This is a genomic window from Micromonospora sp. NPDC006431 (assembly GCF_042870725.1).
Taxonomy (GTDB): Bacteria; Actinomycetota; Actinomycetes; order Mycobacteriales; family Micromonosporaceae; genus Micromonospora.
Genome location: NZ_JBIAHQ010000002.1, coordinates 313765 through 334151 on the forward strand (window position 1 = coordinate 313765; position 20387 = coordinate 334151).

Annotated in this window: 18 protein-coding genes, 1 other RNA gene and 2 pseudogenes; 5 read left to right on the forward strand and 16 right to left on the reverse strand. The window is 74.1% G+C overall.

Going from position 1 to position 20387, the window contains the following annotated elements:
- Positions 1–48: 48 nt before the first annotated feature.
- The 4 genes from ACFYM6_RS04960 to ACFYM6_RS04975 form a co-directional block, all read right to left on the reverse strand.
- Positions 49–1011 (reverse strand): hypothetical protein, encoded by a 963-nt coding sequence (locus ACFYM6_RS04960; protein ID WP_387272342.1) that lies wholly within the window; start codon positions 1009–1011, stop codon positions 49–51.
- Positions 1005–1334: a PadR family transcriptional regulator gene (locus ACFYM6_RS04965; protein WP_387272344.1), complete on the reverse strand. Its 330-nt coding sequence runs from the start codon at positions 1332–1334 to the stop codon at positions 1005–1007. Before ACFYM6_RS04965 ends, ACFYM6_RS04960 begins: the two co-directional genes overlap by 7 nt.
- Before the next feature lie 163 nt (positions 1335–1497).
- The gene (locus ACFYM6_RS04970) at positions 1498–2712 is read right to left on the reverse strand and encodes a PP2C family protein-serine/threonine phosphatase (RefSeq protein WP_387272346.1); all 1215 of its coding nucleotides are present in this window, start codon (positions 2710–2712) and stop codon (positions 1498–1500) included.
- Positions 2713–2847: 135 nt separating this feature from the next.
- A complete protein-coding gene (locus tag ACFYM6_RS04975) occupies positions 2848–3924 on the reverse strand; it encodes a cation diffusion facilitator family transporter (RefSeq protein WP_387272348.1) in 1077 nt (358 codons plus the stop codon).
- Between the two features lie 66 nt (positions 3925–3990).
- Here ACFYM6_RS04975 and ACFYM6_RS04980 point away from each other — a divergent pair, with 66 nt between their 5' ends.
- Positions 3991–4350, forward strand: a complete 360-nt coding sequence (locus ACFYM6_RS04980; protein ID WP_357434929.1) for a metalloregulator ArsR/SmtB family transcription factor — start codon at positions 3991–3993, stop codon at positions 4348–4350.
- A gap of 36 nt (positions 4351–4386) precedes the next feature.
- Here ACFYM6_RS04980 and rnpB read toward each other — a convergent pair.
- An RNA gene (gene rnpB, locus ACFYM6_RS04985) (RNase P RNA component class A) lies at positions 4387–4799 on the reverse strand.
- 147 nt (positions 4800–4946) lie between these two features.
- Between rnpB and ACFYM6_RS04990 the strand changes: the two genes are divergently transcribed.
- Positions 4947–5708, forward strand: coding sequence for a sulfite exporter TauE/SafE family protein (locus ACFYM6_RS04990; RefSeq protein ID WP_387272351.1), 762 nt, complete (start codon positions 4947–4949; stop codon positions 5706–5708).
- Positions 5709–5777: 69 nt separating this feature from the next.
- Here the strand turns inward: ACFYM6_RS04990 and ACFYM6_RS04995 are convergent, their stop codons facing one another.
- Positions 5778–7010 carry an MFS transporter gene (locus tag ACFYM6_RS04995; RefSeq protein ID WP_387272353.1) on the reverse strand — a complete coding sequence of 411 codons (1233 nt, stop codon included), beginning with the start codon at positions 7008–7010 and terminating at the stop codon, positions 5778–5780.
- 53 nt (positions 7011–7063) lie between these two features.
- Here ACFYM6_RS04995 and ACFYM6_RS05000 point away from each other — a divergent pair, with 53 nt between their 5' ends.
- Positions 7064–7543 (forward strand): MarR family winged helix-turn-helix transcriptional regulator, encoded by a 480-nt coding sequence (locus ACFYM6_RS05000; protein WP_387272355.1) that lies wholly within the window; start codon positions 7064–7066, stop codon positions 7541–7543.
- 55 nt (positions 7544–7598) lie between these two features.
- Here ACFYM6_RS05000 and mctP read toward each other — a convergent pair whose 3' ends face one another.
- From mctP to ACFYM6_RS05035, 7 genes are all read right to left on the reverse strand, one after another.
- Entirely contained in the window at positions 7599–9254 is a 1656-nt protein-coding gene (gene mctP, locus ACFYM6_RS05005) for a monocarboxylate uptake permease MctP (RefSeq protein ID WP_387272357.1), read from the reverse strand.
- Positions 9254–9499: a DUF3311 domain-containing protein gene (locus tag ACFYM6_RS05010; protein ID WP_387272359.1), complete on the reverse strand. Its 246-nt coding sequence runs from the start codon at positions 9497–9499 to the stop codon at positions 9254–9256. Before ACFYM6_RS05010 ends, mctP begins: the two co-directional genes overlap by 1 nt.
- 199 nt (positions 9500–9698) lie before the next feature.
- A complete protein-coding gene (locus tag ACFYM6_RS05015; RefSeq protein ID WP_387272361.1) occupies positions 9699–10919 on the reverse strand; it encodes a bifunctional RNase H/acid phosphatase in 1221 nt (406 codons plus the stop codon).
- A 5-nt stretch (positions 10920–10924) separates the two neighbouring features.
- Positions 10925–11662 (reverse strand): zinc ribbon domain-containing protein, encoded by a 738-nt coding sequence (locus ACFYM6_RS05020; RefSeq protein WP_387272363.1) that lies wholly within the window; start codon positions 11660–11662, stop codon positions 10925–10927.
- Positions 11652–12524, reverse strand: a complete 873-nt coding sequence (locus ACFYM6_RS05025; RefSeq protein WP_387272365.1) for a Nif3-like dinuclear metal center hexameric protein — start codon at positions 12522–12524, stop codon at positions 11652–11654. The genes ACFYM6_RS05020 and ACFYM6_RS05025 overlap by 11 nt, the downstream gene beginning before the upstream one ends.
- A gap of 161 nt (positions 12525–12685) precedes the next feature.
- Entirely contained in the window at positions 12686–13267 is a 582-nt protein-coding gene (locus ACFYM6_RS05030) for a flavoprotein (protein WP_387272367.1), read from the reverse strand.
- Between the two features lie 4 nt (positions 13268–13271).
- Positions 13272–14495: a helix-turn-helix domain-containing protein gene (locus ACFYM6_RS05035; RefSeq protein ID WP_387272369.1), complete on the reverse strand. Its 1224-nt coding sequence runs from the start codon at positions 14493–14495 to the stop codon at positions 13272–13274.
- 243 nt (positions 14496–14738) lie between these two features.
- Here ACFYM6_RS05035 and ACFYM6_RS05040 point away from each other — a divergent pair, with 243 nt between their 5' ends.
- Both ACFYM6_RS05040 and ACFYM6_RS05045 read left to right on the forward strand, forming a co-directional pair.
- Positions 14739–15410, forward strand: a complete 672-nt coding sequence (locus tag ACFYM6_RS05040; RefSeq protein ID WP_387272371.1) for a bifunctional DNA primase/polymerase — start codon at positions 14739–14741, stop codon at positions 15408–15410.
- Between the two features lie 531 nt (positions 15411–15941).
- Positions 15942–16199: a DUF3040 domain-containing protein gene (locus ACFYM6_RS05045; protein WP_073833711.1), complete on the forward strand. Its 258-nt coding sequence runs from the start codon at positions 15942–15944 to the stop codon at positions 16197–16199.
- 45 nt (positions 16200–16244) lie between these two features.
- On the opposite strand, the gene ACFYM6_RS05050 is transcribed toward ACFYM6_RS05045, so the two are convergent.
- The 3 genes and pseudogenes from ACFYM6_RS05050 to ACFYM6_RS05060 all read right to left on the reverse strand — a co-directional run.
- Positions 16245–17210 carry a hypothetical protein gene (locus ACFYM6_RS05050; RefSeq protein ID WP_387272373.1) on the reverse strand — a complete coding sequence of 322 codons (966 nt, stop codon included), beginning with the start codon at positions 17208–17210 and terminating at the stop codon, positions 16245–16247.
- Positions 17207–19792: pseudogene (locus ACFYM6_RS05055) on the reverse strand (DEAD/DEAH box helicase); the annotation flags it as partial. The gene ACFYM6_RS05050 and the pseudogene ACFYM6_RS05055, both read right to left, overlap by 4 nt.
- Before the next feature lie 116 nt (positions 19793–19908).
- A pseudogene (locus ACFYM6_RS05060) lies at positions 19909–20365 on the reverse strand (ATP-dependent helicase); the annotation flags it as partial.
- Between the last annotated feature and the right edge of the window lie 22 nt (positions 20366–20387).

Consider the following 20387-nt stretch of genomic DNA (forward strand, 5'->3'; position numbering starts at 1 on the left):
TCACGCTCGTGGTCCGCCAGGCGCAGGGCGCGACCCGGCCGGGTCCGCTCAGGCGGGCGAAGACACCGGCGCCGGCACGGCCACCGGGTCGGCCGGCCGGGCCGCGCCGATGACGTACGCCAGCGCGTACGGGGTACCGGCCAGGTAGAGGAAGGGTTGCAGCTCGACCAGGTCACCGATCAGGAAGATCTCCCACTGCGTCGGGCGGGGCAGCCCGAACGACCAGTCGGTCCAGCAGGTGAAGAGCCACAGCGGCGCGGAGACCCGGTTGACGCTGTCGTACTGCGCCACCCCGTCGACGACCGTCCCCGGACCGCCGGGGATGTGGTTGACCACGGAGAGCACCACCGCCGTGTCGGCGACCACCAGCGCGGCGAGCACGCCCAGCCACCAGGCAGCCCGGACCCGTCCCCGCCCGGCGAGCGTCCCGGCACCCCAGAGCACCAGCGCCAGGCCGGCCAGCCACACCAGACCGGGTGCGATACGGACCAGGTCGTCGGTGGTGGTGTTCAGCGCGTACTCGACGGCGACGACGGTGAGGCCCAGGGGCAGCATCACGCCGAGCGCCCGACGCAGCGGTCCACGCAGGGCCGTACGCGCGGCGCCCCGGCCAACCCGACGGGCCAGCAGCACCGCGAGCCCGGCGGTGAGGGCGCTCAGCACGGGCACCTGCGACAGGTTCGCGTCCACCACCCCGAAGAGCGAGCCGACCAGCGCCCCGGACCCGACCACCGCCATCATCAGGATCGCCAGGCAGGCCGGCGGGGCCAGCAGCAGGGTGCCGGCCGTCCGGCGGGCCCGGGAGTCGAACCGGGTCCGGTCGACCACCGGCGTGCCGGCCCGGCTGGCGGCCAGGCTGGCGGCGAAGCGCAGCATCCGCCACCGCTGGCCGCGCTCGGCCAGCACGTGCAGCTCGGCCTGCCACTCCCGGGACAGTTCGTCGTGGAGTTCCGCCGGCCAGCGGCGCACCGCCGACCGCAGCAGGAACTCGGCCAGCCGCCGGCTCACCACGCCGGGGCTCCCGTCGGCTCGGCGCCACCCCACGCCCGGCCGTCCGAGGCGAGGGCCCGCAGCTCGGCGAGCGCCTGCCGGGCGGCGCGTACGCCCTCGGGGGTGAGCAGGTAGTAGCGGCGCGCGGGTCGACCGGCCGCGACCGGGTCGACCTCCTCCCAGTCGGCGGCGAGCCAGCCGGCCGCCTGGAGCCGGTGCAGGACGGGATAGAGGGTGCCGCTGGGCAGGCCGGTGAGCTTCATCAGGTCGAGGCCGTAGCGGGGGGCCTCCGGGTCGGCGAGGAGTGCGGCGAGCACCTTCGCCACCGGAATCGTCATCCGCATGGTCGGCACTGTATCGGATTTCTACATAGGGTGCGAGCGCACCACGGGCGCCAAAGTGGATGGACGCCGGCCCAACCGGGTGTGGGCCCGGCCGGCACCGGATCCGCGACCTCGCCGGACGGTCCACCAACCCGGCACGGCCGCCCGCCCCACCGCGGTGGTCCTAGTCGGGCAGGCGGCGGATGGCCAGCAGGGCGATGTCGTCAACCGGGTGCTCGGTGTCGAGCATCGCCATGACGGTGGCGCAGACCGTCTCGACGGGCGCCAGCGGCACGGCGGCCATCAGCCGGGCGATGCCGACGTCGAGCAGTTCGCCGCGGCGTTCGACGAGGCCGTCGGTGTAGGAGACCAGGACCGCGCCGGGCGGAAAGTCGACCGTGGTGGTGTGCCGCTCGGCCGGCCGGCGGCCGGTGCCGAGCGGTGGGTCGACGCGGGCGGAGAGCATGTCGGTCGGTTGGCCGGGGACGGCCAGCACCGGGCGGGGGTGCCCGGCCAGGGCGACGCGCACGGTGGTGCCGTCCGGGGAGATCATCGCGTACAGCGCGGTGGTCAGGCTGCCGGCCTCGAAGTGGACCACCTTCCGGTCGAGCAGCGTCAGCGCCTCGGCCGGATCGTCGCAGACCAGCGCGTATGCGCGCAGGGCACTGCGGACCCGGCCCATCACCACGGCCGACTGCAGCCCGTGACCCGACACGTCGCCGACCACCACACCCGTCCAGCCGGACGGGAGGGTGAAGACGTCGTACCAGTCGCCGCCGACGCCGGAGGCGTGACCCGGCACGTACCGGGCGGCCATCTCGATACCGGGCACCTCGGGCAGTTCGGTGGGGATCAGGCTGCGCTGCAGCGCCAGCGCGGCGGCCTGGTCCAGAGTGTTCGCGCGGGCCCGGCTGGCCAGGCTGAGCCGGTCGGCCACGAGTTCCAGCAGGCGGACGTCGTCGGGGGTGAACCGGCGCGGCGTGAGGGTGCCGACGTGCAGGACTCCGACGAGGTCACCCCGCGCGATGATCGGTACGCCCAGCAGGGACCGGACACCGGTGTCCAGCAGGATCGGGTTGACCACCTTGTCCGGGGTGACCTGCTCGATGATCACCGGCTGCCGGGTGTGGGCGATCCGGCCGGCGAAGCCACGCCCGACCGACACCCGGAACCGTTGTCGTACCTCCTCCTCCAGCCCCTTGGCCGCGGTGGCGACCAACTGCTGGGCGCGTACGTCGAGCAGGAGGATGGCCGCCGTGTCGACCTGCAGCAGGTCGCGGACCCGGTCGAGCAGCTCGTCGAAGAGATCGGCGACGTCGAGACGAGAGAGCGTGGCATCGGTCACCGCCTCGATGCGGCGCAACCGCTGCTCGTCCCTCAGGTGCTCCGCGCGAACCACCTCAGGATCGTAGTTGCATTCCCGCAACTTCCGCCCGTCCGACCCCGCCCCGATGTCGACGCGCCGGCGGCATACGCAGGGGCGCGAGCTGCCCAGACAGGGCCGGTCACGGCGATCGGGGCAGCTACCGGGCACTCATCGGGAGGGCGCACGCCGGCGGTGCGACAGCGCGGTGTGATGGTGCCCGCCGGGATGACTGTCCGGATCGGTGTGGACGGTGGCGGTGGCCAGCCGGGGCACGGCGTGGGTGAGCTGGTGTTCGGCGTCGGCCGCGATCTCGTGCGCGGCGAGGAGGCTGAGCTTCGCGTCGACCACCAGCTCCGCCTCGGCGTGCAGCCGGTGGCCGATCCAGCGCAGTCGCACGGCGGCCACGTCCTGCACGCCGTCGACGGCCCGGAGCGCGGACTCGGCCTGGTCGACGAGGTCGGGATCGACGGCGTCCATGAGGCGCCGGTAGACCTCGCGGGCGGCGTCTCTGAGGACGAAGGTGATGGCGACGGCGATGACCACACCGACGACGGGATCGGCCCAGCGCCAGCCGAGGGCGGCACCGCCGGCCGCGGCGAGCACGGCCAGCGAGGTGTACCCGTCGGTGCGGGCGTGCAGCCCGTCGGCGACGAGGGCGGCGGAGCCGATGCGCCGGCCGATCCGGATGCGGTACTGGGCGACCAGTTCGTTGCCGAGGAAGCCGACGAGGCCGGCGGCGGCGACCCAGGGCAGGTGGGTCACCTCGGCGGGGTGCAGCAGCCGGGCGACGGCGGTCCCGGCCGCGGCGACGGCGGAGGCGGCGACGACCGCGACGATGATGATGCCGGCGAGGTCCTCGGCCCGGCCGTACCCGTAGGTGTAGGCGCGGGTGGCGGCACGCCGGCCGACGAGGAAGGCGATCCCCAGCGGCACGGCGGTCAGGGCGTCGGCGACGTTGTGCAGGGTGTCGCCGAGCAGCGCCACCGAGCCGGACAGCACCACGATGACCGCCTGGGCGAGCGCCGTGATCCCGAGTCCGACCAGTGAGAGCCAGAGGGCGCGTAGGCCCTGCCGGGAGGCCTCCAGGGCGGGGTCGACCTTCGCCCGGGAGTCGTGGGAGTGGGGGACGGCGGCGTGGGTCAGCCGGTGCCACCAGGCGGTGCGCCCGTCGTGGTGGTGATCATGGTCGCGCTCGCGCCGGCCGTGGTCGCGCGAGTGGTCATGGCCGTGGCCGTGGTCCGTCACCGCTCCCCCAGTTCGCCCGGTCGCACGGACGGTCCGTACCCCTGACGCCGGCGATAATATGTGCTCATGTACGCACGCGACAACGTTGCAGCTGCCAGTGACCTGCAACAGCGCCTACCTGGCGGGCCGGACGTGGCGGCGGCGACGGAGATGCTGCGGATGCTGGCCGACGGCACCAGGCTGCGGCTGATGCACCTGCTCAGCGAGGGCGAGCACGACGTGACCGCGCTGGTGGCGGCGGTGGGGCTGGCCCGGCCGGCGGTGTCGCAGCACCTCGGCAAGCTCCGGTTGGCGGGGCTGGTCAGCGTGCGGCGAGAGGGCCGCCGGGCGCTCTACCGGGCCCGGGGCGGCCATGTGCGCCGGCTGGTGGCGGAGGTGCTGCACGCTGCGGCGCACCGGGTCAGCGGCCTCCCGGAGCACGACTGAGCAGCCCGAGGGCCGCGCCGGCCAGCCGGAGGGCGACGGACGAGTCGACCTGTACGCCGGATTCTGTGACCGACGCGGCCCGAAGGCGCGTCGGCGGCGGCCATCCATCTCGGCCTACCGTCGCCGGCAGGCTCCAGCGGCCTACCCGCAGACATCGGACGGGCAGCCCTCAAGCGTCTGCGCGGACCCATCGCCTCGCGGCGAGGATCCTTTCTTGGCCTTGCTCCGGGTGGGGTTTACCGAGCCATCCCGGTCACCCGGGATGCTGGTGGGCTCTTACCCCACCGTTTCACCCTTACCGTCCCGTTTCGGGCCGGCGGTCTGTTTTCTGTGGCACTGTCCCGCGGGTCACCCCGGGTTGCCGTTAGCAACCACCCTGCCCTGTGGAGTCCGGACGTTCCTCGGCGACGGGCCGCAAAGCCCGTCGACGCGACCGCCCGGTCGACTCGTCCGTCGCGTCCATCATCCTAACGACGCCCGCGCCGCCACCATTTCCCACCCGGGCGGTCCTGCGCCACATCGCCGACATGGGCTCAGACCTCCCGCCGAAGGCCGATCCCGCGTCGGCGGGTCTGGCGGGCTAGCCTCTGGTGACCATGGACCTCTCCGACGCCGCGCTCCTGCTCGCCGCCGGTCTCGCCGCGGGCACGGTGAACGCGGTGGCCGGGGGCGGCTCCCTGATAACCTTCCCGGCCCTGATCGCGACCGGCCTGCCGCCGGTGCCGGCCAACGTCACCAACTCGGTGTCGGTCTTCCCCGGGTACGTGGCCAGCGTCGCCGGCAGCCGGATGGACCTGCCGCGCGGGCCGCAGCTGTGGCGCCTGCTGCCCACCACCGTGCTCGGCACGGGCGTCGGCTGCCTGCTGCTGCTGGCCACCCCGGCGCGGGCGTTCGAGCTGGTGGTGCCGTTCCTGGTGCTGGGCGCGACCGCCGTCCTGGCCTTCCAGGACCCGCTGCGCCGGCTGGTCGGCCATCCGGCCGACCTCAGCCCGCGCCGCCGTACCGTCACGGTGCAGGCCATGGTCGCGCTCGGCTCGGTGTACGGCGGCTACTTCGGCGCGGCGCTCGGGGTGATGCTGGTGGCCGGCCTGGCCCTGGTGCTGGACGCCACCCTGGCCCGGGTCACCGCCGTCAAGAACCTGCTCTCGGCCGTGGTGGGGCTGACCACGCTGGTGGTGTTCGCGCTCTTCGGCCCGGTCAACTGGGCGGCGGTCGCGGTGGTCGCGCCGGCCACCCTGGTCGGCGGGTACGCGGGCGCCCGGTTGGTCCGCCGGCTCCCGCCGGTGGTGCTGAAGACCGTCATCGTGGTGTTCGGCACGGTGATCGGCCTCGACCTGCTCTGGCGCGCACTGCGCTGACCCCCGTGGGCACCGAACCGCCCCGGCGTAAGGCTGCACCGGGGCGGTTCGACCAGGAGGGACAGTGGCTCAGTACGCCTCGCCGACCGGCTCCTCCGGCGCGTGCTCGGCGCCGCGGGCGGCCCGGTTCCACCGGGACCAGAGCACGCGCTCGCCGTAGCCGGCGGCCATCACGTGCGCGAAGGCGAGGTAGACCAGCACGCCGACGGCGAGCACCCCGAAGCCGACCCAGAACGGCAGGGCCAGCCCGTGCTCGGCGAGCTTGCCGGAGATGATCGGGGCCGGCGCGGCGGCGCCCCAGCGGACCAGGTTGAATGCGCCGGTGGCGACCCGCCGGTCGGCGGAGCCGAGGCCGAGCGCCAGGTCGGTGAGGTTGGCGTTGGCCAGGCCCATGAACAGGCCGGACAGCAACAGCACCACCAGCGACTCGGTGGTGCCGGACGAGGTGGCGAAGAGGACCATGCAGACCAGCAGGCCGGCGACGGCCACGCCGACGGTCTGCACCGCGCCGATCCGGTGCGCCAGCCGGTGGCCGATCAGCAGGATGCCGGCGGCCAGGCCGAGGCCCCAGCCGGTGAAGGCCAGCCCCAGCGGGATGACGTCGAGGTGCAGGAAGAGCGGCGTGTAGCCGAGCACCACGAAGAAGACGAAGTTGTACGCGGCGGTGACCACGCAGAGGGTGATGAACGCCGGCTTGCGGTAAGTCGAGAAGATCTGGCCGAGGCGTACCGGGGCCTGCCGGCGGGCCGGCTCGCGGAGCTTGCGCGCCGCCACGCCCAGCGCGAGCACCATGAACACGCCGCAGACGAAGAACGGCAGCCGCCAGCTCACCTCGCCGAGCAGGCCGCCGATCAGCGGGCCGACGGCGAAGCCGAGGCCGAGCGCGGTCTCGAAGAGGCCGACCACCCATTCCCGGTCGTTGGCGAGATTGACCAGCACCACCATCGCGGTGGCGAAGAACATGGCGTTGCCCAGGCCCCACACGCCGCGCAGCGCGGAGAGCTGCACGATGTCGTTGCTGAACGACGCGAGGATCGCGGCCAGGCCGACCACCGAGACGCCGGTGATGAGCACCGGTTTGAAACCGAACTTCCCGCTGGCCAGGGTCGCCGGGATCATGCCGACGGCCATCACCGCGATGTACGCGGTGAACAGCAGTTCGACCTGCCAGGCGGTGACCCCGATCGCCTCGCCGATGGCCGGCAGGATCGGGTCCACCACGGCGATGCCGGCGATGGCGAGGAAGGCCACCAGCGTGGTGGCGTAGATGGCACTGCGGTTGGGCTCGGATCGCCGATCCACTCCGCCTCCCAGATAGCTGTATCGTACAGGTAATTCGGTTGTATCATACAGCTATGAGGGACGACCACACGACCGGACCGGCTCAGGACGAGGCCACCCTCGGCCGGATCGAGACCGAGATCGCGCTGCTGATGCGGCTGGGCGAGGCGACCCGCCGGGCCACCGGCACGGCCGAGCACCGGGTGCTGGACCGGGCGGCGTACGTGATCCTGCGGCACCTGGACAGCGTCGGCCCGCAGAACGTCTCGGCGCTGGCCGCGCGGCTGAACCTGGACGGCTCCACGGTCACCCGGCAGGTCTCCGCCCTGCAGCGGGACGGCCTGATCGTCCGTACGCCGGACCCGGCCGACGGGCGGGGCACGGTGATCTCCCCCACCCAGGCCGGGCTGCAGCGGATGGCCGCCGTCCAGGCGGCCCGCACCCGGCTCTACGGCGACATCCTCGCCGGCTGGACCGCCGGCGACCGGGACACCCTCGCGGAGCTGCTGCACCGACTCAACGGGGCGTTGGAGTCGCGCAACCGACGCCGCTGACGGCACGGCGAGGCCCCCGGCCGCCTGCGGGGGCGACCGGGGGCCTCGGGGGACCTCAGGCGACCGGCTCCGGGGCGGAGTCGGCGTCGCGGGTGGCGCCGGGGGTGACCCGGGCGTCGCCCTCGTCGGCGAAGTAGTCGTCCGGGGTGGTGCCGTCCACCCCGTCGGCCACCTTGCCGGCCCGCAGCACCAGCGTGAGCAGCGCGGCGACGGCCAGGTTGACCAGCACCGCGACGATCCCGACGTAGATCGTCTTCTTGGTGTCGAAGCCGAACTCGGAGAGCGGGAAGGCCGAACCGGCGAAGTGCTTCTTGCCGGTCGTCTGGTTCCCGATCTGGTAGAGCATCCACATGCCGAGCGCCATGCCGGCCGCCCAGCCGGCGATCAGCGCCCCGCGGTGGAACCAGCGGGTGTAGAGCCCCAGCGCCACCGCCGGCAGCGTCTGGAGGATGATCACGCCGCCGATGAGCTGCAGGTCGATGGAGAACTGCGGGTCGAGGAAGACGATGCAGGCGACCGCGCCGACCTTCACCACCAGCGAGGTGATCTTCGAGACGTTCGCCTCCTGCGCCGGGGTCGCGTCCCGCTTGAAGTACTCCTTGTAGATGTTGCGGGTGAACAGGTTCGCGGCCGCGATCGACATGATCGCCGCCGGCACCAGCGCGCCGATGCCGATGGCGGCGTACGCGACCCCGGCGAACCAGTCCGGGAACTGCGCGTCGAAGAGCCTCGGCACGATGGTGTTGGTGTCGAAGCTGCCCTCCTTGGTCCCCGCCAGCGGCGTCACCTTCGCCGCGATGGCCATGTAGCCGAGCAGCGCGATCAGCCCGAGCAGCAGGCTGTAGGCCGGCAGCGCGGACATGTTCCGCTTGATCACGTCCCGGTTCCGGCTGGCCAGCACGCCGGTGATGCTGTGTGGATAGAGGAAGAGCGCCAGCGCCGAGCCGAACGCCAGGGTGACGTACTGGAGTTGGTTGTTGGCGTTGAGCAGGATGCCGTCACCCGGTGCCGGGGAGGCCTGGAACTTCGCGTCCGCCGCGTCGAAGATGCTGCCCCAGCCGCCGAGCTTGTACGGCAGGTAGAAGACCGCCACCAGGATCACGATGTAGATCAGCGAGTCCTTGACGAAGGCGATCAGCGCCGGCGCGCGCAGCCCCGACTGGTAGGTGTAGGCCGCCAGGATGGCGAACGCGATGATGATCGGCAGGTGCCGGGCCAGTGCGCTCTCCCCGGTGACCCCCATCGTCTTCAGCACCGCCTCGATGCCGACCAGTTGCAGCGCGATGTACGGCATGGTCGCCACGATGCCGGTGATCGCGACCAGCAGCGCCAGGACCGGCGAGTCGAACCGGCTGCGGACGAAGTCGGCCGGGGTGACGAAGCCGTGCCGGTGCGACACCGACCAGAGCCGGCAGAGCACCAGGAACACCATCGGGTAGATGACGATCGTGTACGGCACCGCGAAGAACCCGGCCGCGCCGGCCCCGAAGATCAGCGCCGGCACCGCCACGAAGGTGTACGCGGTGTAGAGGTCACCGCCGACCAGGAACCAGGTGATCCAGCCGCCGAAGCTGCGCCCGCCCAGCCCCCACTCGTCCAGGTGCGCCATGTCGCGCGGCGCCCGCCACCGGGCCGCCACGAAGCCCATCGCGCTCACCAGCAGAAAGAGGACGGTGAAGACGATGATCTCGGTCAGGTGGTCCCGCCACATCACCGTTCACCTCCCCGCTTCTTCGTCATCTGGTAGACGAGCGTGGTGGTGCCGACGCCGAGCAGGATCCAGGCCAGCTGCAGCCAGTAGAAGCGCGGGAACCCGAAGATCCGGGGTGAGTCGGCGTTGAAGAAGGCCGGGATGAGCGGCACCACGATCGGTATGAAGAGCAACCAGTTCCAGGGACTGTGGTCCTTCGCCCTGGATCGCGCCGTCGTCGGCGCCTCCGGCTCGGGTGCAGCCATGTGACACACCTCCGGGAAGTCGTAACTCGCCATGTGACGGCCGGAGGCTACGACCCTGTGAGCCCGGTCACGTTCAGCCGGACAGCGGCGATGCGCCGAGCGGACACCCGGATGCGCCGAACGGCGGAGCCGATCGGTCGGACGGCCGGCGGCGGCTCCAGCCACCGGCGCCCGACGCGCCGAACCGGAGCCGCCGTGGTCAGTGGGAGGTCAGGTGGGCGGTGTCGTTGACCGACCGGACCGCGACGCCGCCGTCCGGGTACAGGTCGAGCACCGAGACGCCCGCGGTGTCCAGGTAGAGCCGGTGCAGGAAGGCGTCGCCGGCCGCGAGGGCGTCGCGCAGCACCAGCTTGATCGGCGAGACGTGGGAGACCACCACGACGGTCTCCCCGGGGTACGCCGTACGCAGCCGCTCGACCGCCCGGCCGGTCCGCTCGGCGACCGCGGCGAACGACTCGCCCTCGGGCGGGGCGACCCGGGTGGAGGCGAGCCAGGCGTCCAGCTCCCCCGACCAGTCAGCGCGCACCTCGGCGAAGGTCCGCCCCTCCCAGACCCCGAAGTCGCACTCGACGAGGTCGTCGTCGGTACGTACCGGTGGGTTCCCGACCACGGCGGCGATCGCCTCGGCGGTGGCCGTACAGCGGGACAGGGGCGAGCTGACCACGGCCGCGACGGACGGCGCGAGGGCGGCCACCCGGGCGGCGGTGGCCCCGGCCTGGGCCCGGCCCCGATCGGTCAGCGGGACGTCACCACGACCGGAGTACTGCTTCTGCACGGTCCGCTCGGTCTCGCCGTGCCTGACCAGGATCAGCCGGGTGGCGCTCTCGGTCGGGCGCGGTTCCCAGGAGGCCGGCGTGGTGGCCGGGTCGGTGCCGGTGGCCCGGCCGATGGCGGCGCGGGCGGCGACCTCGCGGGCCGCGGCCCGGGCGGCCGAGTCGGGGCCGGCGACCTCGCGCGGCGGCTCCACGATGCGGGGCGTGGCGACGACCGGCCGGGCCGGCGCCATCCCGGCGGCGGCGTCCATCGCCGCGTTGGCCAGCGCGTCGGCGTGCTGGTTACGCTCCCGCGGCACCCAGGTGAACCGGACGGCGGCGAACCGGGCGACCAGGCCGGCGGCCTGCGCGGCGAGCGGCCGCAACCCCGGGTTCTTGATCTGCCAGCGGCCGCACATCTGCTCGACCACGAGCTTCGAGTCCATCCGGGCCTCGACCTCGGCCGCGCCCAGTTCGGCGGCGGCCTCCAGCCCGGCGATCAGGCCCCGGTACTCGGCGACGTTGTTGGTGGCGGTGCCGATCGCCTCGGACCGCTCGGCCAGCACCTCGCCGGTCGCCGGGTCCCGGACCACCGCGCCGTAGCCGGCCGGCCCCGGGTTGCCCCGGGACCCGCCGTCGGCCTCGACGACGACCGCACGCACCGCCACGGCGGTCAGAGACCCGACTCGGCGGTCCGGACCATGATCCGCCGGCACTCCTCGCAGCGCACCACCTCGTCCGGGTCGGCCTTGCGGATCCGGGCCACGTCGGCGCCGGAGAGCTCCAGCCGGCAGCCGCCGCAGCGGCCGGCGGTGAGCAACGCGGCCCCGAGCCCGGTGTCCTCGCGGATCCGGTCGTAGAGGGCGACCAGGTCGGCCGGGAGGTCGCCGGCGAGCGGCTGGCGGGCGCCGCGCTTGAACTCCTCCTCCTTGGCGATCTCGGCCAGGCTCTCGTCGCGCCGCTGCTCGGCGGCGGCCCGCCGGTCCCGGGCCTCGGCGATGCGCCGTTCCACGCCGTCGAGCACCCCCTGCGCGGTCTCCCGCTGCTCCATCAGCTCCAGCTCGGCGTCCTCCAGGTCGCTCTGCCGGCGGTTCAGCGAGGCCAGTTCGTGCTGGGTCGCCTCCAGCTCCCGGGCCGGCCCGCTGCCGGACGCGAGCCGCGCCTCGTCCTTGCTCTTGCGGGCGCGTACCTGGTCGACGTCCTTCTCCAGCCGGGCGATGTCCCGGTCCAGGTCGTCGACGGCCACCTGCGCCCGGACCCGCTCGTCCTCCAGCGCGGAGAGCTCCCGGGCGAGGGCCTCCAGCTCGGCCCGCTCGGGCAGCGACCGGCGGCGGTGGGCGAGCTGGGCGAGGGCGGTGTCGATCGCCTGCAGGTCGAGCAGCCGGCGCTGCACCTTCGGATCAGCCTTCACGGTCGGGACTCCTTGTCGTCCGGTCGGGTGCGGCGGCGTGCACGGTCCACGGGTCGGTGTCCAGGTCGGACACCACGGTCTCGACGCCCAGCTCGGCCCGCAGGTGGGCGGCCAGGTCGTCCAGCCAGGGTCGTTCGGTCGCCCAGTGGGCGGCGTCCAGCAGGGCCGGGCCGCCGGCGGCGAGGTGCTCACCGGCGGGGTGGTGGCGCAGGTCTGCGGTGAGGAACGCGTCCACCCCGGCGGCGGTCGCCTCGGCGAGGAAGCTGTCCCCCGAGCCTCCGCTGACGGCAAGGGTACGAACCATACGCCCGGGATCCCCGGCGGCGCGAACTCCCCAGGCGGTGGCGGGGAGCACGGCGGCCGCGTGCCGGGTCAGCTCGGCCAGGGTCATCGGGGCGGGCAGCTCGCCGATCCGGCCGATGCCCCGCCCCGGGCCGTCGGCGGGCGACCCCGGCCGGGGCCGGTGCAGCGGGCGCAGCCCGGTCAGCCCGAACCGGGCGGCGAGCGCGTCGGAGACGCCCGGGTCGGCCACGTCGGCGTTGGTGTGCGCCACGTACAGCGCCACGTCCGCCTTGATCATCCGGTGGACGATGCGCCCCTTGTACGTGGTGGCGGCGACCGAGGAGACCCCGCGCAGCAGCAACGGGTGGTGCGCGACGATCAGGTCGGCCCCGGCGGCGAGCGCCTCGTCCACCGTCTCCGGGACCACGTCGACCACGCAGGCGATCCGGCGTACCGGGGTGCTGGGCTCGCCGAGCACCAGGCCGACCCGGTCCCACTCCTCGGCCCACGCGGGCGGGTAGCGGCGGTCCAGCACGGCCACCACGTCGGCGACGGTGGGCGGGGATCCGGTTGTGCTCACGGCCGGCCAGCTTACCGGCGTCCGGGCCCGGTCCGGCGGCAGACGGAACCTGCGGCCCACAGGTCGCCCGTCATCCGCTCGCCGGTGGCCGGGCGCGACCCGGGGTCGGTGCGGCCGGACGGGGCCGGCGGGAGCTGACCCGTCGGCACGTCGAGGCCGGCTCAGCCGACCGGGGCGGCCGGGCGTGGCGTGCCGCCCAGCGCCGCGAGGCCGACCTCCCAGGGGAACACGTCCGTGTGCCGCTCACCGGTACCCGGCGGGTGCAGCGGTACGACGTGGTCGCCGAAGACCATCCGCACCCCCCACTCACGCAGCCGGTCCAGGCTGGCCCGGAACGCCGGGTGCGCGGCCATCGCCGAGTTGGTGTACGGGACGGCCGCGATCGGCACCCCGAGCCCCTGCGCCTCGATCAGCAGCCCCAGGGCGAGCGTGTCGGCGATGCCGGCCGCCCACTTGTTGACGGTGTTGACCGTCGCCGGGCAGACCAGCATCGCGTCCGCCGGGGGGAGCACGTCCGGGTCGCCCGGGTTTTTGTAGTGGGTGCGTACCGGGTGCCCGGTCTGCCGGGCCAGCGACGCGCGGTCGACGAACTTGGCACCGTCGGGGGTGGTGACCACGCAAACGTCCCAGCCTTCCTGCTGGGCGAGGTCGACCAACCGGCCGACGTTGCGGGCCAGCGGCGAGCCGCAGGCGATCACGTAGAGCACCCGACGGCGCCGGTGGCTGAGATGCGGACTGTTCATCCGCTCATACTCCGACTCCCATGTGCTCAGCCAACTCCCCGATCGGCGGAGGCGGCGTACCCCGTGTGCGACGGAGCACGTCGGACATCACCTCGTGGGCGATCGGCCGGCAGCGGATCTCGGACGGGGCGAGCCGGTCACCGAGCAGCAGCATCTCACCCGCGTTGGCGACGTCACCGATCTGGGCGTAGCCGCGGGCGATGTCGAGCAGGTGGTGCGCGCGCCGCTCGGGCAGCAGCGCGTTGAACGCCGGCTCGGGGATCCGCTGGTGGATCTCCACCGCCCGGCCCCCGTCGCCGAGTTCGACGGCGGCGGCGGCCCGGTGCAGCTCGAGGTTGGTCGGGCCGAACGAGGTCCAGTAGTGGTTCTGGTCGCTGCCCAGCAGGGTGGCCGCCTCCTGGGCCCCGTTGAGCAGGTCGTCCACCGTCGCGGAGTCGCCGATGCGGGCGGCGGCCATCGCGCCCTGGAGCAGCAGCATGCCGTAGACGGAGAGCTGCTCCGGGCTCGCGTCGCCGGTGCCGGGGGCCAGTCGGTTGGCGATGTTGACGTTGAGTTCCAGCGCCGGCCGGGACCGGCCCATGGCCGCCAGCGCGTTGCAGACCCGGGTGGTGGCGACACCGGCCAGCAACTGGTCGTCGGCCCGCTGGGCGACCGCCATCGAGCGGTCGGCGGCCAGCCAGGCCAGGTCGCACTCGCCGAGCTTGCGGAGCACCGAGGAGGCGATCTGGTAGACCTGCCCGAGCAGGTGGGCGGCGTCGCGGGCCTGCTCGTCGGCGTAGCCGGCGTCGGCGGCCTGGGCGTCGCGCAGCAGCTTCGGCAGGGCGCGGGTGAGCATCCCGTAGCGGCCGTACTGGTAGGTGAGCCAGGCGTGGTTGACCGCCTTGCGCATGTCCGCCAGCGGGGGCGGGTACGGCGCCGCGTCGAAGTAGGCGGTCATCGAGTCGTACCGCTCCAGCGCGGCCCGGATCTCCTCGACCTCGACCTGGTCGATGCAGTTGAGGGTGTCGGTGCGCCGCTCCGGGTCCTTGCCGAGGAGCAGTTGGACGTCGACCTGGAGAATGTCGGCGATCTCGTAGAGGACGGAGAACTTGTCCAGCCGCCGGACTCCGCGCTCCACCTTGTCCACCCAGCTCTTGGACTTGCCGAGCCGGTCGGCGAAGACCTGTTGGGACATCTTGCGCCGCCCCCGCCAGTACGCCACCCGGCGGCCTATGGGTAGTTCGTCCATCTCGCCATCCCTCCCCCTGCCCACGGCCGGCTGAGCCAACCCGGTCGACGGTCGCGACGACCGGTCGGTTCTCAGATTTTCCCTGGTCGCACAGTCTGTACGTCAGCCGTACGGCCAGTCCTCGTAGTTTCCGTGCAAGTTGCATCAGCCGTTCGTCAGCTCAACGACCGCGGGTTACGGCAGTGACGGCGTTCGACGTGCGATGTGGACCATCCAGTGCGGACGAGAGGGGATGTGGCACACATGTGGGGGAATGTCGGACCACGCGTGGCTCACCTGTCGCCCCTGGAACGGGTCCGGCTGCGCCGGGTCGCCGTCCGCTACGCCGTCCACGGCTGGGAGGTGACGCCCGGCGCCTGCCTGGCCAACAGCCGCTTCGTCTGCGGCCGGGCCGGCTGTCCCACCAGCGGCTGCCACCCGGCCCTGGAAAACTGGGAGCACGCGGCGAGCGCCGACCCGGCGCGGGTGGCCACCTGGTGGCGCAGCCGCCCGCACGGGGTGCTGCTGCCCACCGGGCACGCGTTCGACGTACTCGAGGTCGCGGCCCATCTCGGCCGACGGGTCCTGGACACGCTCGCGACCCACCCGGCCGGCTTCGGCGTACGCGGGCCGGTCCTGGTCACCCCCACCGGCCGCTGGATGTTCCTGGTCCGCCGCGGGGACCCGCTCCGGCCGGAACTCGAGCACTGCTTCCACGTGATCCGGCACGGTGGCGGCTCCTGGATCCCGGCACCGCCGACCCGGCTGCCCGAGGGGACGGTGCGCTGGGCGGTCGCCCCCGAGCAGGCGCGCTGGCAGCTTCCCGACTCCTATCTGGTGCAGAACGCGCTGATCGAGGCGTTACGGGGGGCCGGCGTCACGCTCACCTCCGATCTGCTCCCGGGCCAACTTCCCCTACCCCGCCGCGGCTGCTGACCGCGGGCAGCGTCCTCCCCGGTGCCGGACTCGTTGGACCCGGGTGACGGCGCGCTCGCGCCAGAGCGGGGGTTGACCATGTCCAGTGATGACGCGGCCCGCCACACCGGCGGCACCGAACCAGCACCGCACCACCGCCGCCCGCGCCGCTGGGCGGGCACCCGGCCCTGGGGCTCCCGCCCCGGCCGACCCCGCCCCACCGGCTCCCGCCCCAACACCACCCACCGCCCCCTCCGCTGACCTACCCCCGCGCGGCCGACCCGGCCGCCCACCGTGCCCCGCCGCCCGTTGCTCACGAATGTTGTTGCCGCGGCGGCCGGGACCTCACGTTTTCGCCCGCGGCGACGCTGTTGGGGCCGTTCGAAGGCACCGCGGAAACGTAACCCCCGGGCAGGCCTGCGCTGAGGTCGTCAGACCGGAAGATGCCTACCCGTCCGACTTTGATCGAAGTGGCGGCAGGAGCAGCGCGTGACCCGCCTCCGTTGCGGGTATGCCGCGGGACCGCTGAAGCCGTGAGGGGAAGGCACCGCCATGCTCAGCAAAGAGGATCAGCGCAGGTTCGAACAGATCACCCGCCAACTGCGGGAGAGCGACCCGCAGTTCTTCGCCCGGCTCGATCACCGGGCCCGGGGCCGCCGAGGCCGCTATCTGATGCTGTTGACGATCGTGCTGTGGGCCTCGCTGCCGGCGATGACCGTACTGGCCGGCCGGCTGGCCGGCGCGATCTGCGCCGTGGTACTGCTGGCCAACGCCGGGCTCATGTGGCACTTCCGGCGACGCTGGCTATGACCGCGCCGATCGCACCCTGCGGGCCGGGAGACCGGACGCCGGGGATCAGCGCGCCGAGGTGTCCGGGTCCGTCGCCGGTCGCGGCCGGCCGAACTCCCGGTAGGCCCGCCGTAGCCGCTCGACCAGGCCGGGGCCGCCGATCGCGGCCCCCGGCGGGGCGAGCTGGCGCAGCAGCAGCTCCGGTCCGGTCGCCAGGGTGGGTGGCCGGTCGGGCAACGGCGCCGGAGGCAGCCAGAACCGGTCCAGCTCGTCGGCCAGTTCGGCCGCCGGCAGGCCGCCGAGCACCCGCCCCGCGCCGGCCACGGCTCGTTCCGCCGCCGCTGGCCCGGCACCGGCGTCCGCCGGGCCGGCCGGCGCGCCCGGCACCGCCGCCTGCTCGGCCGGTGCGCCGTCCGCGCTCGCGGCGACGCCCCGCAGGCTACGCAGCCGGTCGAGCAGCTCGGCCCGGCTCCGGCCGCGCCAGTGCAGGAGCCGGAACGGGTCGGCGTCGAACGCCTCGGCCAGCAGGTAGAAGGTGGCCGCCAGGTGCTTGCACGGGACGGCGAAGTCAGGGCAGCCGCAGTGCTGCTCCAGCTCGGCCACGCCGGCTGGGAAGAGGGGCGCGTTCGCCTCGGCGAACAGCTCCTCCAACTCGGACGGCAGGTCGCCGGCGAGCAGCCGGGCGCTGAAGAACGCCTGCCCGGCCAGGTCCGCCTCGACCCGGTCCCAGACCTCGTCCGGGTACGCCGGCAACCCGATCCGCACCGGGTACGGCTTGGGCCGTGACCCCTGCACGCTGGCGGTCACCAGCCCGGGGGCGACGTCGAGCCGGAGCACCTGGCCCCGGCGCGCGTACGCCCGGCCCCGGGTGAGCCGGGTGCCGAGCGCGAAGGACTCCAGCACCTCCAGGAAGCGCCGGGACCACCAGGAGCGGCCGATCGCGCCCCGGGTGCTGCGCGCCTTCAGGCCGCCCTCGACCCGGCGCGGCGGCCCGAACTCGGCGAACCGCGACCCTCGGTCCGGAGTGGTCACTCCACCACCGCCCCGGCGTCCAGCGCGAACAGCTCACGCAGGGTGTCGGTGGACAGCTCGGTGACCCACTGCTCGCCGCTGCCCACCACCCGCTGGGCCAGGCTGCGCTTGTCCGCGATCATCGCGGCCACCTTCTCCTCGACCGTGCCGGCGCACACGAACTTGCGTACCTGCACCCGGCGGCGTTGGCCGATGCGGAACGCCCGGTCGGTGGCCTGGTCCTCGACGGCCGGGTTCCACCAGCGGTCCACGTGCACCACGTGGTTCGCCGCGGTGAGGGTCAGCCCGGTGCCGCCGGCCTTGAGCGACAGGACGAACAGCGGCGGACCGTCCGGGGACTGGAACCGGGTCACCATGGCGTCCCGCTCGGCCTTGCCGACGCCGCCGTGCAGGTAGAGCACCTCCCGGCCGGTACGGGCGGACAGGTGCCCGCGCAGCATCCCGCCGAACTCGGCGTACTGGGTGAACAGCAGGGCCTTCTCCCCGGCCGCGAGCACCTCGTCGACGATCTCCTCGAGCCGTTCCAGCTTGCCGGAGCGGCCGGGCAGGGCCGAGCCGTCGTGCAGCAGCTGGGCGGGGTGGTTGCAGACCTGCTTGAGCCGGGTCATGGTGGCCAGCACCAGACCGCGGCGTTCCATCCCGTCGCTGGACTCGATCTTCGCCATCATGTCGTCGACCACCGCCCGGTAGAGGGCGGCCTGCTCGGCGGTGAGGTTGCAGAGCACCTCCATCTCCAGCTTCTCGGGCAGGTCGGAGATGATCGACGCGTCGGTCTTGAGCCGGCGCAGCACGAACGGTCCGGTGATCCGGCGCAGCCGCCCGGCCACCTCGGCGTCGCCGTGCCGCTCGATCGGCTCGGCGAACTTCTTCCGGAAGGTGGCGGCCGGGCCGAGCAGGCCGGGGTTGGCGAACTGCATGATCGACCAGAGGTCGGCGAGCCGGTTCTCCACCGGCGTACCGGTGACCGCGACCCGGTGCCGCGCGGGCAGCGACCGGACCGCCTCGGCCTGCCGGGTGGCGGCGTTCTTGATCGCCTGGGCCTCGTCCACCACCACCCGGTGCCAGTCGATCCCGGCCAGGTCGTACGCGTCGCGGGCGGCCACCGAGTAGGTGGTGAGGACCAGGTCCGCGGCGTGCACCGCCGCGGCGAACGCCTCACCCCGGGCGCGCTCGGCCCCGTGGTGCACGTGGACCCGCAACCCGGGCGTGAACCGGGCCGCCTCCCGCTGCCAGTTGCCGACCAGCGACATCGGACAGACCAGCAGCGTGGGCCCAACCTCCGGCGGGTTGCCGGCGAGCAGTGCGAGCAGCTGCACGGTCTTGCCCAGCCCCATGTCGTCGGCGAGGATCCCGCCCAACCCGAGCGACTGGAGGAACGCCAGCCAGGCCAGCCCGCGCCGCTGGTACGGCCGCAGCGTCCCGGCGAACCCCGGTGGCGGGTCGGCCGGGGTGAGCCGCCGCTCCGCCTCCCCGGCCAGCAGCTCACCCAACGGCCCGTCGGCGGTCACCTCCAGCACCGGCAGCGCGTCGGGGCGGTCGGCGCCGGCCAGACCCATCCGCAGCAGGTCGGCCACGGTCAGCTCGCCGGCCGAGCGGAGCAGCCGCAGCCCGGCGGCGAGCCGGTCCGGGTCCAGCTCGACCCAACGTCCCCGCAGCCGGACCAGCGGGGACTTCAGCTCGGCCAGGGCGGCCAGTTCCTCGGCGGTCAGCGGCTGGTCGCCGAGGGCCACCTCCCAGCGGTAGTCGACCAGGGCGTCCAGCCCGAGGCCCGCCGCGGCGGCGGCGACCGTGGCGGGGGCGCTCCGGCTGCGCGCCCGCAATCGGGCGCCGAGGCGGGACGAGGGCCGCCGCCACCAGGACGGCAGCAGCACCCCGAAGCCGGCCGCGTGCAGCACCGGCGCACCCTCCCGGAGGAACCGGTGCGCGCCGTCCGCGTCCAGCTCCATCCCCTCCGGCGCGGCGGTCCGCAGCGCGTCGTCCAGGTCCGGCCAGAGCCGGCTGGCCCGGCCCAGCTCGGCGAGGAGGGTTTCCTGCGGCTCGATCCGGTGGTCGACGAGGGCGGGCGCGGACCCGCGCCAGATCTGCGCCGCGTCCACCACCAGGCCCGGCTCGTCGGTGGGGTGCAGGCCGAACTCGAGTCGCCAGGATCCCCCTTCGACCAGCTCGGCCACCGGGTCGACGGGCGGCTCGACCAGCCGGAAGGCGGCCCGTACCCGGCCGCCGGCGGCGTCGCGCTGCCAGGCGTCCAGCTCGGTCCGCAGGGTGTCCAGGGCGGCCGGCTCGGCGTGGAACGCGCGCTCCGGCCCGGTGAGCGCGGCCAGCCAGCGGGGCACCGGCCCGACCGGGCGCATGCCCCGGTGCAGCAGGGTGTCGGCCAGGGCGGCCCGGGCGGCGGCGTCGGTCAACGCGTCCAGCGCCTCGGCGACCAGCTCCCCTGGTCCGACGGCGCCGGCCGCGGCGCCGGGCGGCGTGACCTCCCATTCGACGGCGGCGCGGGCGGCCGGGGGCAGGGCGAGGGCCAGCGAGCGCGCCCAGGCCGCGTCCGTGCCGGTGAGCAGCGGCCGCCAGACCGCCCGGGCGGTGACCACGTCGGAGTGGTCCACCGGACGCAGGTGCCGCCGGGGTCGCGGGTCGTCCACCGCGCCCCGCCCGGTCCGGGTCGGGGCCGAGGAGTCGGCGGGTGGCACGGCGACGACGTCGGCCACACCGGGCAGCAGCCGGCCGCGGCTGACGAGGTCGGCGGCGAAGTCGGCCAGCTCGGCCAGGTGGCGCAGGGTCGCCCCCGGCACCACGTCCCCCACCTCAAGGGCGCGGAGCAGGGCGAGCGCGGCGTCCGGGGCGTACGCCAGGGCGGGGACCCGCCACCCGGCGAGGGTGACCGGACCACGGACCGGTTCTCCGGCGGTGGTCCGGACCAGCGCCGGGGAGTCCATCGGCGAGCCGGCCCGGGTGGGCAGGGTGAGCAGCACCGACGCCCGTTCGCCCGGCGGGTCGCCGAGCGCGGCGGCGAGGGTGGCGTGGTCGGCGGCGAAGGGGTGCGGACGCTCCCGTGGCGCCCGGCCGGGTCGGCGCGGGGCCCGGGCCGGGCGGGTGCTGTCCTCGGCCCAGACGGCGAGCCCGACGCCGGACAGCCACAGCCCGTGGATGACCAGCACGCACTCCCCCTCGACGACGCCC